Origin of the sequence: Kribbella sp. NPDC058245 (assembly GCF_042882005.1) — a bacterium.
Taxonomy (GTDB): domain Bacteria; phylum Actinomycetota; class Actinomycetes; order Propionibacteriales; family Kribbellaceae; genus Kribbella.
The window spans coordinates 177,132-190,890 of sequence record NZ_JBHVWY010000009.1; the positions used below are offsets into that span (position 1 = coordinate 177,132).

At 69.1% G+C, this 13,759-nt stretch carries 11 protein-coding genes; 2 read left to right on the plus strand and 9 right to left on the minus strand.

What is annotated here, in order from left to right; genetic code table 11:
- Nucleotides 1-124 precede the first annotated feature (124 nt).
- Nucleotides 125-5,851 carry a choice-of-anchor D domain-containing protein gene (locus ACFVWG_RS22220; protein ID WP_391545257.1) on the plus strand — a complete coding sequence of 1,909 codons (5,727 nt, stop codon included), beginning with the start codon at nucleotides 125-127 and terminating at the stop codon, nucleotides 5,849-5,851.
- Nucleotides 5,852-5,904: 53 nt separating this feature from the next.
- On the opposite strand, the gene ACFVWG_RS22225 is transcribed toward ACFVWG_RS22220, so the two are convergent.
- The 3 genes from ACFVWG_RS22225 to ACFVWG_RS22235 all read right to left on the minus strand — a co-directional run bounded on the left by ACFVWG_RS22225 (nucleotide 5,905) and on the right by ACFVWG_RS22235 (nucleotide 7,891).
- A complete protein-coding gene (locus ACFVWG_RS22225) occupies nucleotides 5,905-6,573 on the minus strand; it encodes a LuxR C-terminal-related transcriptional regulator (protein WP_391545258.1) in 669 nt (222 codons plus the stop codon).
- 284 nt (nucleotides 6,574-6,857) lie between these two features.
- Nucleotides 6,858-7,295 carry a type II 3-dehydroquinate dehydratase gene (aroQ, locus tag ACFVWG_RS22230; protein WP_391545259.1) on the minus strand — a complete coding sequence of 146 codons (438 nt, stop codon included), beginning with the start codon at nucleotides 7,293-7,295 and terminating at the stop codon, nucleotides 6,858-6,860.
- 5 nt (nucleotides 7,296-7,300) lie between these two features.
- A complete protein-coding gene (locus tag ACFVWG_RS22235) occupies nucleotides 7,301-7,891 on the minus strand; it encodes a TetR/AcrR family transcriptional regulator (RefSeq protein WP_391545260.1) in 591 nt (196 codons plus the stop codon).
- 74 nt (nucleotides 7,892-7,965) lie between these two features.
- Here ACFVWG_RS22235 and ACFVWG_RS22240 point away from each other — a divergent pair, with 74 nt between their 5' ends.
- Nucleotides 7,966-9,957, plus strand: coding sequence for a HelD family protein (locus ACFVWG_RS22240; protein ID WP_391545261.1), 1,992 nt, complete (start codon nucleotides 7,966-7,968; stop codon nucleotides 9,955-9,957).
- On the opposite strand, the gene aroB is transcribed toward ACFVWG_RS22240, so the two are convergent.
- Genes aroB through ACFVWG_RS22270 form a run of 6 tightly spaced genes read right to left on the minus strand, consistent with a single transcriptional unit; the run spans nucleotide 9,950 to nucleotide 13,755 of the window.
- Nucleotides 9,950-11,053 carry a 3-dehydroquinate synthase gene (gene aroB / locus ACFVWG_RS22245; protein ID WP_391545262.1) on the minus strand — a complete coding sequence of 368 codons (1,104 nt, stop codon included), beginning with the start codon at nucleotides 11,051-11,053 and terminating at the stop codon, nucleotides 9,950-9,952. The two genes, ACFVWG_RS22240 and aroB, sit on opposite strands and share 8 nt — an antisense overlap.
- Entirely contained in the window at nucleotides 11,050-11,550 is a 501-nt protein-coding gene (locus ACFVWG_RS22250) for a shikimate kinase (protein ID WP_391545263.1), read from the minus strand. The genes aroB and ACFVWG_RS22250 overlap by 4 nt, the downstream gene beginning before the upstream one ends.
- On the minus strand, nucleotides 11,547-12,752 hold the full coding sequence (gene aroC / locus ACFVWG_RS22255) for a chorismate synthase (protein WP_391545264.1): 1,206 nt from the start codon (nucleotides 12,750-12,752) through the stop codon (nucleotides 11,547-11,549). Before aroC ends, ACFVWG_RS22250 begins: the two co-directional genes overlap by 4 nt.
- Before the next feature lie 43 nt (nucleotides 12,753-12,795).
- A complete protein-coding gene (locus ACFVWG_RS22260; RefSeq protein ID WP_391545265.1) occupies nucleotides 12,796-13,215 on the minus strand; it encodes a type II toxin-antitoxin system VapC family toxin in 420 nt (139 codons plus the stop codon).
- Nucleotides 13,212-13,484, minus strand: a complete 273-nt coding sequence (locus ACFVWG_RS22265; protein WP_391545266.1) for a type II toxin-antitoxin system Phd/YefM family antitoxin — start codon at nucleotides 13,482-13,484, stop codon at nucleotides 13,212-13,214. The genes ACFVWG_RS22260 and ACFVWG_RS22265 overlap by 4 nt, the downstream gene beginning before the upstream one ends.
- Nucleotides 13,485-13,536: 52 nt before the next feature.
- Nucleotides 13,537-13,755, minus strand: coding sequence for a hypothetical protein (locus tag ACFVWG_RS22270; protein WP_391545267.1), 219 nt, complete (start codon nucleotides 13,753-13,755; stop codon nucleotides 13,537-13,539).
- Between the last annotated feature and the right edge of the window lie 4 nt (nucleotides 13,756-13,759).

The window sequence follows — 13,759 nt, forward strand, 5'->3', positions numbered from 1 at the left end:
GCCGTACCGAGGGCCCTTGGGGCTGCCCGTTCAGGCAGGTTGCGCGGTCGGGCAGGACGCACTGCCCCGCAAGCCGCACGCGACGCTCTGCCGCTCCCCCGCCACAACCAGTTTGCTGGACGGCGTGAGCCGTATCCCGCGTGTCCCGACCGCCCTCATCACCACCGCCGCCCTGCTCGCGGCGGTGATCGCCGTTGTCACCATCACCCGTGGAGCGGAAGCCGCCGACCAGGACCCACCGATCATCCACACCGTATCGGCGCCGGCAAGTCAGAGCCCGGCCTATCGGTCGACTGTCAGCAGCGACGGGCGCTACGTCATCTTCGAGGCTGCGGCCGGTGAGACGCCGAGTCTGTGGTTCCACGATCTGCAGGATCCGAAGGAGCCCGAGAAGACCACGGTGCTGCCCGGTCTCGAGAACCTGACGGCAGTGATGCCGTCGATGTCGGGCGACGCCGGTCTGGTCGCGTTCGCGGGCGGCCGCTTCGGCAGCAACGGGCAGGAGCCGGTGCGCGAAGCGCAGCTCTACGCGCTCAATCGCCGGACGCCGGACAACACCAAGCTCACCCAGGTCACGGGGAACGCGAACGATCTGCCGTATCAGCGCCTCCTCGCCTGCCCGATCGACCCCGGCCAGACAGTCTGCGCACCCAAGCTGTCCCGCGACGGTACGACGCTGGCCGCGCCGATCCGGCAGTCGATTGCCTCGGACGAGCTCGAACTGACCATCAACGGCCTGCCCGCCAACAGCGGTAACGGGCTCTACCCCGTGATGGACTTCTGGGCGTTCGATCGGTCGGGCGAGCAGACCGTGACGCTGAAGAACACCAGCGTGCTGCCCATCGTGTACCCGGACACAGGCCCCGTGATCGAGGGCGACCCCGAGTTCACCATCGGCTCCAGCACCTGCGCCGCGGTACTGCAACCGGACGCCACCTGCTCGGTGACGATCAAGTACACCGGCGGCGCCGACTGCAGCGTCGAGTCGACGGGTGTCCTGCGCTTCGCGTCAACCGCTGCGAGCGGGCAGACCGCGATCGCCATGACCGCCGGGGGCGAGTGCCCGCGACTGGCTGCCTTCCCGCCACCGGCTGCAGGTGCCACCGCGGCCGACGCCGCAGCTGCGACGCCCAACTGCACCGGCCCGGCCCAGCAGGGTCAGTCCCAGCATCGCGATCCGCAGCCGGCCGACAGCGCCCATCCGCATCCCTGGTTCCCGCTCGGTGCGGTCACCGCGGGCGAGCCCGGTGCGGCAGGCTTCACCATCAGCAACTCGATGTCCACGCCGCAGATCCCCAACCTCACCTCCAAGGGTTGCGAGATGAAGCTCGTGCTGCCCGAGGGCACCTCCGAGTTCGCCTGCCACCCGGGCGAGCCGATCCCCGCGCAGTCGAGCTGCACGGCCTACGTCGAGTACAAGTACTCCGAGATCGCCCCGTTCTCGGCCAGCCTCCACGTCGGTGACACCGTCTACCGGATCGGTGGGCACGCCGCCCGTCGCGTCATCGCCGCCTGGCACGACCCCAGTGCCTCCGGCGCCTTCGGGCCCGGTCAGGTGGTCAGCGTGACCGGTGCGAACGGCGTACCGATGGACGGAACCCAGGTGACCGTGTCGGCCACCGGGCGCTGGGTCGGGTACACCTCCACGTCGCCGTACGGACGGCCTTCGAACGACCCCAGCCCGAAGGGCTCGGCGCAGATCTATCTGCACGACACCGACAGCGCCGGCGACCGCACCTACAAGCCGGGCGAGACCACCCTTGTCTCGCTGACCACGCGGGGCACCCCGGAGTACAACGCGACCGAATCCTCGCTGTCCGACGACGGCACCCGCATCGCGTTCCGCGGAGCATCGCTCAACGACATCTCCGATCAGGTCTGGGTCCGCGACGTCGTGGCGAAGCAGAGCGTCCTCGCCTCGGCCGACACCAACGGGCAGACCGCCAACAGCGAATCCACCGATCCCCAACTGTCCGGCGACGGCCACACGGTCGTCTATCTGTCCAGTGCCAGCGACCTCGGTCCCGGCGCACTGGCGGGCAAGCGGCTCATCGCCCGCGATCTCACCAGGGACTTCGCGGGCGGCCGCGGCGTCAACGAGCTGATCTCACCACGCTCGAGCGGACCTGGCAGCGGCACCGACGATCACTTCGTCTCGGTCAACCAGAACGGGACGCTGGCCACCTTCGCCAGCGACGACCGGGTCGACCAGTACACCGACGCCGACGACGAGTCGGACGTGTTCTTCGCGCAGCGCCGTGGCGCGATGACCGTCGCGCCGGACCCGGTCGACTTCGGTACCGCCAAGGTCGGTACGACGGCCGGGCCGGTGCCGTACACGGTCACCAACACCGGGATCACGGCACTGCGGTTCACCAAGCCGCGGATCAACGGGGACGAGTTCGCGATGGCCTCCGACCAGTGCGTCGGCGTCACGATCCACCCCGGGCAGACCTGCTCGTTCCTGCTGAATTTCACGCCGCGGGCGATCGGTGACCGCAAGGGCCTCGTCGAGCTGTTCGACGACAGTGGCTCGGTGATCATTCCGCCTTACACCGATCTGGTCGGGCACGGCAGTAGTGACGTCAAGATGCCGGGTGACACCAAGCATGTGTCCACCAACAGCGCGGAACACCGCGACCCGGCGATCAGTGACAACGGCCAGTACGTCGCCTATCGCACCCGGACGAGCACCGGCGACTCGCCGTACAACCAGATCAACGTCCGCAACCAGGCCAACTCCGATGTCACGTTGTTCGGGCAACACAGCGAGGTCGGGCCGCCGGCCATCTCGGCGGACGGCACCCGGGTCGCCTACGATTCGCGCGACGGCCGCGCCGAGCACATGGTGGTCGCCGGCGCGGCGGCCAAACACGAGGTCACCGGCACCACCACCGACCTGCGGTACCAGCGGCCCTGCAGCTACGGGTTCCTCCTCAACGAGTGCAAGCCCGACCTCTCCGGCGATGGCAAGACCGTTGCCTTCGGCGCCAAACTCGATCCGCGGTCCGATGAGCAGCTCTCGCTGAACCTCCAGGAGTTCGACGGTTCCACGCACCAGATCCGGTCGCTGATCGACCTGGGGGCCGGCGGCACCAAGACCCTGACCGTCGGTACCGAGCGGCCGATCCACTTCGCCGCCAAACCTGAGGTCGATGCCGCCCTCGGCTCCGGCTTCTGGGTGACCGGGACCACCTGCGAAGGCGACCTGGCCGCCAACGCGACCTGCACGATCGACGTGCACTTCGACTCCTGCGCGGGCGCTGGCAACGGCATCCTCCGGATCAACGGAGCGACGCCGGAGGGCCAGGCCGCGATCGCCCTGGTCGCGAACAACAACTGCGTCCACATCAGAAGTCAGCCGAAGGTACGGGCGGCGGCCTGTACGCCGATCGCGGTGCCGGGCACGATGCCATCAGCCTCGACCGGAACCACCTCGGCGGGCAACGTGGTGGCCGATGCGGACCAGGTTCCGGTCGGCGCGACGGCGTACCTGGCGGTCACGGTGCCGGCGCAGAACCGCATCCAGGACATCGTTCTGAAGTCCGGCTGCGACTTCGCGCTCCTCACCCCGACCACGACCGATCCCAACCGGCCAAGGCCCTGTGTGGACGGTGAGCGTCTGCCGGCCGACACCGCATGTACGGCGGTCGTCGGGTACCGCCCGAGCGCGGTCGACGCGGGGTCGGCGTACCTGACCACGGAAGGCGAAGGGACCGCCAAGCCGTTCCGCTTCACCGGCACCGGCTATCAGCAGGTCGTGCTGACCCGGACCGACACTGCCGGTGACGGCACCTTTGCCGGTGCGCCGGAGATCGTCACCAAGGACGCCAACGGCGCAGTGACGTTCGGCTACGAGCCGTCCTTGTCGGCCAACGGCCGGTACGTCGCGTTCACCGGGGACTACGGCACCGACGCGCAGTCGGCCAGCCTGCAGGTGTACCGACGGGACCGCACCGCGGGGACGACGATCCTGGCCTCGAAGCTTGCCGATGGCAACGTCGGGACCGACGACGCGCAGGATCCGTCGCTGTCGGCTTCCGGGGACCGGGTCGCCTTCCAGACCGACGGCGTCAGCCAGCCGGGCGAGGCCGCCCGCAAGGCGAAAGCGAAGGCAGCCGACGAGCCCGCGCCGCACCCGAGCCGGATCTGGGTCCGGGACCTGACCACTGACAAGGCCGTGCTGGCCTCGGCCGCGGCCGGCAAGCCGACCGAGGACAGCGACGGCTGGAGCAGCGACCCGTCGCTCTCGGACGACGGGTCGACGGTCGGGTTCTCCTCGCTTGCCACCGACCTCGTCGAGCAGCCCGGCAATGACAAGCAAGGCGTGTACGTGCGGTACCTCGAGCCGGACTTCGCCGGAGCAGCTGCGAGTGAGCGCTTCACCGAACGGGTGTCGTTGAACGAGGAAGGCGCCGTGGTCGAGGAGGGCATCAGCAGGCTGCCCTCGCTCAGCGCCGACGGAGCGTTCACGGCCTTCGAGTCGACGTCCGACCTGGTCGCCGGCACGGCCGACGAAGGCCAGTACGACATCTTTACCCGGCGGCGGACCGCGCAGTTGGTGGCGACGCCGGCGGCGGCCGACTTCGGCGCCGTACAGATCGGTCAGTCGTCGAGTGCGCGCGAGATGGTCGTGAAGAACATCGGGTACGGCCCGGCAGCGGCCGGGCCGGCCACAGCGGCGGCGCCGTTTGTTGCTGGGAGCAACGTCTGTGCGCAGACACTGCACCGGGGTCAGAGCTGCACGATCGACGCGCGGTTCGCGCCGACCGCGGTGGGTCCGGCGACCGGGACGCTGACGTTGCCGAGCAAGTCCGGCTACCTGGCCGGGCCTTCGGTCGCGGTCGGGCTGACCGGTAGCGGAACTCCGCTGCCCCCAGGCGCCCGCTTTGCGGTGGCACCGCTCTCTCTGGCGTTCCCCGCGGTCGAGGTCGGCAAGGCATCCTCGCCGCAGCCGCTCAAGCTGCAGAACACCGGCGACGTGGCGCTGAACGTGGCTGCCACCGTGAAGGGCGCTGACTTCGGCATCAAGCTGGGCGCGTGTACGACGGTCATGCCGGGCGCGACGTGCGACGTACCGACGACGTTCGCGCCGCGGGCTGCCGGAAACCGAACGGGGAGCGTGGCCTTCACGCCGACCTCCGCGGATCCGGCAGTGAAGAGTCCGGCGGCGGTGACGGTCGGGCTGAGCGGATCCGGTACGCCGGGAACCGCGGTGGCCTCGATGACCGTGGCACCGCAGGCCCTGGTGTTCGGCCCGCAGGTGCTCACGGTGCCGAGTGCACCGAAGTCGATCGTCGTCACGAATACGGGCACGGTGCCGCTGACACTCAGCGGGGTCTCGTCGCTGCCCGACTTCCGGCCGGCTGTGACCTGCGCTCCGCTACAACCAGGCAAGACCTGCGTGATCGCCGTCCGGTTCGCTCCGCAGCTCGTGGGCGCACGGGCCGGGGTGGTGCAGGTGAGCGCGACGGCGACCGGCGCGGTGGCGCCGTTCCCGGTGCCGGTCAAGGTCTCCGGTACGGCGTTGACGCCGACCCTGCTCGCCGAGCCGCCGGTGGCGCGGCCGGGGCAGATCGTTCTCGCGACGGGGACCAACTTCCCGCCGAACCGGCCCGCCGTACTGGGGTGGGATGTCGGTCTCGGGGGCCAGCCTGCGGTGGCCGACAAGACCGGGAAGTTCGCCGTACCGGTGCTCGTCTACCGGCGGGACGTGCTCGGCCAGCGGGTGCTGACGGCGACTGTGCCGGGGCTCGTCGACGCCGCCGGGAAACCGCTCCCGGTGAAGAGCCAGCCGGTGCTGGTGATGCCACTCACCTACCAGCCGCCGAACTTCGTACTCCGCTGGTGATGGCAAAAAGAACCGGCCCTCGCTTGTGCGAGGGCCGGCGGATAGAAGGTTGGTCAGATCAGGCCCTCACGCAGCGCGTAAGCGACAGCGTGCGAGCGGTTCTTCAGCTGCAGACGGCTGGTGACGTCGTGCAGGACGTTCTTCACCGTCCGCTCCGAGTACGAAAGCTCCCGGGCGATCTCCTGGGTGTCCTTGCCGTCGGCCACGAGGCGCAGGACCTGCGTCTCGCGGTCGGACAGACCGGTGTGGGACAACCCGCGCGGTGCCAGTACGTGCCGCTGCATGCGCGACACCTGACCGAGCAACCGGCCCAGCAGGTCCGGCGGCAGGCTTCCGTCGCCGGCGGCGGCGGCCTGCAGCAGGTGCACGATGCGGTCGGCCGTCGCCTCGGTCCGCCTCAGGACCCCGGACACCCCCAGCTCGACCGCGGTCATCAGCGCGTCGTCGTCGATCGTGCTGCCGATCAGCACGGTCCGGCGGCAGCCGCGCTGCGTTGCGGCCCGGAGAACCTGGACCGCACCGGCGTCCAGAGCGTCAACTGCGACCAACGCGACCACTGGCGGGGCGGTGCGCTGGTCCTGCTGCTGCGCCATCAGTGCCGTCAGCTCGGCGTCACTGATCAGAGCGATCTCCGGACGCTGCCTGAGTGCGTGCACCAGCCCGAACTGCGACAGCGGGTCCAGCGCCTTCACCCAAACAGGAATACGTTGCTGCGTCGTCATGCTTGTCACTCCCCCAGAGCGTTGTTGAACGGAACGGATCGAATCCGTAGTCACACGAACCCCCAAAATCGTCGATTCCGATCGTGCCCTTGCACCTTCAGCCAGCCTTAAGAGCCGGTGACGGCCGGTATCACGACCCAACGCCTAGCGTGAAGCACCGGCGTTTCACCGGCGTCTCACCCCGATCTCTTGGCCCTGCACGCCCTGAAACACCCCCGATCAGGCCGCGCAAAACTGCCCTTCACCCTCCACGATGCACGAAAGGGCAGATTGGTTGTGCCGGATCAGTCGCTGAGGTTGGTGAGCGCGCGCAAGGCGAGGCGGTAGGAGTCCACGCCGAACCCGGCGATCGTGCCGGTGGCGACGCCGGCCACGACACTGGTGTGCCGGAACTCCTCGCGCGTCGCGGGGTTGGTGAGGTGGATCTCGATCAGCGGGGCGGTCCGCTGGGCGATCGCGTCGCGCAGCGAGTACGAGTAGTGCGTGAACGCGGCCGGGTTCAGGACGACGGGGATCCGGCCGTCGGCGGCCTCGTGCAGCCAGCCGACCAACTCGGCCTCGTCGTCGGTCTGCCGCACCTCGACCTCGAACCCGAGCTCGGCACCGAGCTTCTCGCACTCGGCGGCCACGTCGGCCAGCGTCGCCGACCCGTACTTCTCCGGCTCGCGGGAGCCCAGGCGTCCGAGGTTCGGTCCGTTCAGCACCAGCACTCTCTTGCTCACGGCATTCACCTTAGTGGCCGGATCCGCGAGAAAGCGCTCTCTGCTTCTCTCAGCGCGGCTGGGTATCGCTTGCTGGCCGACTGGCCGCCGGAGATCGCGCTCCAGTTGCGGTAGCTCAGGATGCGCTGGGTCGAGAGAAGCTGGGCCGCAAGCAGTTCGGCATCAAGGTCACCGCCCAGTACGACGGCCAGCGCGTGCTCGTCGTCGTCCATGAACTTCCGGAGCCGGGTCGCGAGCGCCGCCGTACTGAAGACGAGCTTGTAGTAGGCCAGGACCTGCGGGTGGTCGTTCAGGCCGGTGGTCGGCTGCCGGTCGTTGAGGCCGCTGCGGAAGTGTTCGGCGAGGGTCTCGACCGCTGATTCGGGCGCCGCCTGGACCAGGCGCGCCGCCTCGTGGCGGTGGTCGGCGATGCGGTGCATGACGAGGTCCTGCTTGGTCGCGAAGTACTTGAACAGGGTCGGTTTGGAGACATCGACGGCGGCCGCGATGTCGGCGACCGAGACCTCGTCGAAGCCGCGGTCGAGGAAGAGCGCGATCGCCGCCTCGGACAGGGCGTCGTACGTCTGCTGCTTCTTGCGCTCTCGGAGTCCGGTCACAGAGCTATGTTAACCTAGGCAAAAGATTGACCGGGTTAATCTTTTGAGACTGAGTTGGTTTCTGAGGGAGGGCGATGCGGGGTCTGGCGGAGGAGCAGGAGTACGCCGAGGAGTGCCGGGAGGCGCTGCGGCGGATGGTGAGCGGGGCACGGGAGAACGTGGTCGTCGGCGAGGACACCTGGGGCGACCGGTACACGGCCGAGCGGCTGGGCTACTACCTCAAGACGCTGGCGCGGGACCTGGCCGAGGAGGGTGACAACCCGCCGTACTTCGGCCTCGTCCGGTACGGCGTTTCCTCCGCCGCCGGCGAGCATCGGGGCCAGACCTACTATCTCGGCCGACGGCACATCTCGGACGCGATCGGCCGGCCGCCGATGGTGATCGACTGGCGGGCGCCGGTCTCGACGACCTTCTACCAGGCCTCCCCCACCGAGCCCCGCGGCCTGGCCACGCGCCGCCGGTTCGGCTGGGCCGGGAACACGCTCACCAGCTTCGAGGACGAGCAACTGGACTCGACGCAGTCTGGGGAGTCTGGGTTCGGAAGCGAGCTGGTACGGCGGGAAATCGAGCGCGCGCGGGTGGGGCCGATGCGAGACATCGTGGCGACGATCCAGCCGGAGCAGGACGACGTCGTCCGGACCTCGTTGGAGGTGTCGGTGTGTGTGCAGGGTGCGCCGGGGACGGGGAAGACCGCGGTCGGGCTGCATCGGGCGGCGTACCTGCTGTATGCGCATCGGGGGCGGTTGCAGCGGAATGGCGTGTTGGTGCTCGGGCCGAACCGGGCGTTTCTGCACTACATCTCTGCGGTGCTGCCGACGTTGGGTGAGGTCGATGTCGACCAGACCACGGTCTCGGAGATGCTCGCCGGGCGGATTGCCGCTTCAGCTGGCGATGAGCCGGCTGCTGAGGTGGTGAAGCATGACGTGCGGATGGCCGAGATCCTCCGTAGAGCGCTCTATGAGCGGATCTCGGTACCGGCGGAGGCGGTGGTGGTACCGGACTCGTCGTACAAGTGGCGGGTTAATCAGTACGAGTTCGCGGCGATGGTGGCGGAGGCGCGGGCGGACGCGACGACGTACCTGATCGGGCGGGAGCGCGTGATCGCGCGCGTGGTGGCGTCGCTGCAGCGGCAGGCCGAGGCACGGGGACAGAACTGCAACGGGATCTGGCTGCGGAAGATGGCGCGGGCGGTGACGCCGGCGGTCGATGCGGTCTGGCCGGCGGTGAAGGCCGACGAGTTCCTGGCCGAGACCCTCGGAGAGCGCTCTCTGCTCTCCCGGGCCGCCGCCGGGATCCTGAACGCCGAGGAGCAGGACGCGATCGCGTGGCCGCGGCCACGGAAGGCGAAGACCGCGCGCTGGACGGTGGCGGACGCCGTACTGCTGGACGAGGTGAGCGCTCTCCTGGAGCGCGGCGAGACGTACGGGCACGTGATCGTGGACGAGGCGCAGGACCTCTCCCCGATGGAATGCCGCGCGATCGCCCGGCGGAGTGAGCACGGTTCGATCACCGTGCTCGGGGATCTCGCCCAAGGGACGACCTCGTGGGCGGCGCGGACCTGGTCCGAACAACTCGCCCACCTAGGCAAACCCCAGGCCGAGGTGGTCGCACTGACCACCGGCTACCGCGTACCGGCCTCCGTGGTCGAGTTGGCCAACCGCCTCCTGAAGGCGTTGCCGGTCGAGGTCCCGCAGACCACGTCCTTCCGCACCGACGGCCAACTCACGATCACCCAGAACCTCGACGTCGTAGCGGCAGTCCGGAGAGCGCTCCCCCACGAAGGCTCGATCGGCATCATCGCCGCCGACCGCCGCGTCCCCGAGCTGACGGACACCTTGAAGGCTGCCGGGATCGACACCGTCGCCCCGGACGGCGATGGCCGGGTCGCCGTCGTACCGGCAAGCCTGGCGAAGGGCCTCGAGTACGACCACGTGATCGCCGTCGAACCCGCCGAGATCGTCGAAGCCGAACCCCGCGGCCTCAACCGCCTCTATGTCATCCTCACCCGAGCCGTCTCAAGGCTGGACGTGCTCCACGCGCGTCCACTCCCCAAGGAGCTCAGCTGATTTCGCCGTACGCGGCGATCAGGAGACTGGGGTCGGGGGCTTCGAGGATGGTGGGCTTGGCCAGGCCGTCGAGGATGACGAAGCGGAGGCGGTCGGCTCGGGTCTTCTTGTCGAGCTTCATGGCGTCCTGGAGGTGCGGCCAGGCGTCGGCTCGGTAGGAGACGGGGAGGCCGAGGGACTCCAGTACGGCGCGGTGGCGGTCGGCCGTCGCGTCGTCGAGCCGGCCGGCAGCTCGGGCCAGTTCGGCGACGAAGACCATGCCGATGCTGATCGCGGCGCCGTGGCGCCACTTGTAGCGTTCGGTGCGCTCGATGGCGTGGCCGAGGGTGTGGCCGTAGTTGAGGGCCTCGCGACCGATGGCGCCGCCGGCTGTCGTGGTGCGCTCGCGGAGGTCGGCACCAACGGAGTCGGCCTTGACCTGGATGGAGCGGGCGATCAGTTCGGAGGTGGCATCGTACGCCGGGGTCGAAGCGCCGGCCGGGTCCTTCTCGACGAGGTCGAGGATGACGGGGTCGGCGATGAAGCCGCACTTCACGACCTCGGCGAGACCGCTCACATAATCGTTGCGTGGAAGGGTTTCCAGCGCGGCGAGGTCGCACAGCACACCGGCAGGTTCCCAGAAGGCGCCGACCAGGTTCTTGCCCTCGGCGGTGTTGATGCCGGTCTTGCCACCGACGGCCGCGTCGACCATACCGAGCAGCGTCGTCGGGATGTGCACGACCTTGACCCCGCGGAGCCACGTCGCGGCAACGAATCCGGCCAGGTCGGTCGTCGTCCCGCCGCCGATCGACACGATCGCGTCCGACCGGGTGAACCCGGCCTGCCCGAGCACCGACCAGCAGTAGGCCAGCACCTCGGCGGACTTCGCCTCTTCGGCGTCCGGGATCTCGATCGCGTGCGCGGTGAAACCGGAACCGGTCAGATCGTCGCGGATCGCGTCACCGCTGGTCCGCAGCGCGCGCGGGTGGATGATCGCGACCCGCTGCACACCCTCCCCCAGCAGCCCGGGCAGTTCACCCAGCAGATTGTTGCCGATGACAACGTCGTACGGCGCCGCCGCGGCCACCCGAATCCGGGTCGCACCGTCAGCGCTCATCCGAGGTGCTCCTGGATCTCGTCGGCGATCGCGGCCGGGGTTTTGTTGTCGGTCACGACGGTCAGCTTCGCCACTTCGGCGTACAGGGGGCGACGGGCTTCCATCAGCGTGCGCAGCTGCGTGCGGACGTTGCCGAGCAGCAGCGGCCGGGCGACACTCATGCCGACGCGCTTGGCAGCCTCGGTGAGAGAGACATCCAGATAGACCACGGTGTGCCCGGCCAGATCAGCGCGGGTGGCCGGGTCGAGAATCGCGCCGCCACCAAGGGAAAGCACGACGCCGGAGTCGGCCAGCGCGGCGACAATCGCGGCGCGCTCCAACGCACGGAAGTGCTCCTCGCCGGCATCGACGAAGATGTCCGAGATCGGCTTGCCGGCACCGGCTTCGACGTCGGCATCCGTATCGCGATGCGGAACCTGCAGCCGCTCGGCGAGCAGGGCGGCAATGGTCGACTTGCCTGAACCAGGCGGGCCGACGAGAACGACGACAGGGCTCACTGCTCGGTCCACTCCCGCGGCGTGATCGTGGTCGGCAGCGCCGCCAGGTACGACTTGTGGTTGCGCGCGGTCTCAACGACCGAGTCCCCACCGAACTTCTCCAGCGCGACCTCGGCCAGCACCAGGGCCACCATCGCCTCGGCGACGATCCCGGCAGCCGGTACGGCGCAGACGTCGGAGCGTTGGTGATGCGCGGCCGCGGCCTCACCCGTGCTGGTGTCGATCGTGCGCAGTGCGCGCGGCACGGTCGCGATCGGCTTCATCGCGGCGCGGACGCGCAGCGTCTCACCGGTGCTCATCCCGCCCTCGGTCCCGCCAGAGCGGCCGCTGGTACGGCGAACGGTCCCGTCCTCGGCGACGATCTCGTCGTGCGCCTTCGAACCCGGCGTCCGGGCCAGCTCGAACCCGTCGCCGAGCTCGACGCCCTTGATCGCCTGGATGCCCATCAACGCACCAGCCAGCTTCGAGTCCAGCCGCCGGTCCCAGTGCACGTAGCTGCCAAGACCCGGCGGGAGGCCGTCCACGACGACCTCGACCACCCCGCCAAGGGTGTCACCGGCCTTCTGGGCGGCGTCGATCTCGGCGACCATCTGCTTGCTCGCGTCCGCGTCCAGGCAGCGCACCGGATCCTCGTCCAGCTTGGCGACATCGGCGTACGATGGAAGCGACCCGTACGGCGCTTTGACCGTGCCGAGCTCGACCACGTGGCTGACGATGGTCACTCCGTAGGCCTGCCGCAGGAATCTCGCGGCGACCTCTCCGAGCGCGACGCGAGCAGCTGTTTCGCGGGCGCTGGCGCGCTCGAGAACCGGCCGGGCCTCGTCGAATCCGTACTTCTGCATGCCCGCCAGGTCGGCGTGACCGGGCCGCGGCCGGGTCAGCGGCGCGTTCCGCGCGAGCTCGGCGAGAGTTGCCGGATCCACCGGATCGGCGCTCATCACCTGCTGCCACTTCGGCCACTCGGTGTTCCCGACCTGGATCGCGACCGGGCTGCCCATGGACAGCCCGTGCCGGAATCCGCCGAGGAACGTGACTTCGTCCCGTTCGAACTTCATCCGGGCACCACGCCCATAACCCAGCCGACGACGGGCCAGAGCATCGGCCACATCGTCCGTGGTGACCTGGACTCCAGCGGGAAGACCTTCGAGTACGGCGACGAGCGCTTGTCCGTGCGACTCGCCGGCGGTGAGCCAGCGCAGCATGCCGCCATCCTCCCACGCCCGCCCCGCCTCCCGGACGCCGGTCTCAGCTCCGCGAGGAGAACGGATCCAGCAGCTTGACACCGGTACCGGTGTGCGCCGCCGAGTCGCGGGTGACGAGAGTCCAGTCGTGGACGATGGCCGTCGCCGCCAGCAGACTGTCGATCACCGGCAGCGGACGCACCGCGTTCAGCCGGCCCCAGGTCTCCGCCACCTCGCGGGACACCGGCACGATCCGATCGCCGTACCCGTTGATCAGACGATCGCGCCACTGAGCGATCGCCTGCGCCTGCGGTGCATCCCTCAGCGCAAGACGCTCGATCCCCTGGCTGATCTCACCGACGGTCAGCACGCTCAGGCGCAGGTCACTCGACCGCACCGCGTCGATCCAGTCGATCACCCCGGGATCGGGCCGCGGACGGCGCAGCTCCGACACGACGTTCGTGTCGAGGAGGAAGCAACTCATTCGAAGTCGACCTGCCGCGCCGGAGCGTCGGAGCGGTCGATCTCGAGCGCGCTCAGATCGGGCCCTGCCATCAGAAAGTCCTTGAAACTCATGTGATCCTCCCCCATCAACCGCCGGTACTCGGCGATGTCCAGCACCACGGCAACCTCCTCGCCGTGCTTCGTCACGAACTGTGGGCCAACGGCCTGGACAGCCCGGATCAACTCACTGAGCTGTTGTTTCGCTTCCTGCAATTGCCAATGACTCTGGCGCAGTCTCCCGGTCCCCATCACCCATCACCTCGAGACCTCAGTCTAGACAGACTGGACGGACCTCGGCAAGTCAGCGGCAGGTGGTGGTGGCATCCGGGTTGAAGCCGTTGCGGAACTTGAGGACGGTGTCGAAGGCCTTCACAACCGACGACGGCACGATCGGCGACTGCGAGCAGGTGGTGGATGCGGTGGCGGCGGAGGCACCGGCCAGCGCGGCACCGGTGAGCGCGGTGGTAGCCAGGGCCGCCGCGGCCACGCGGGCGGCGTTCCGACGGAATCTGGTGGTCATCGTG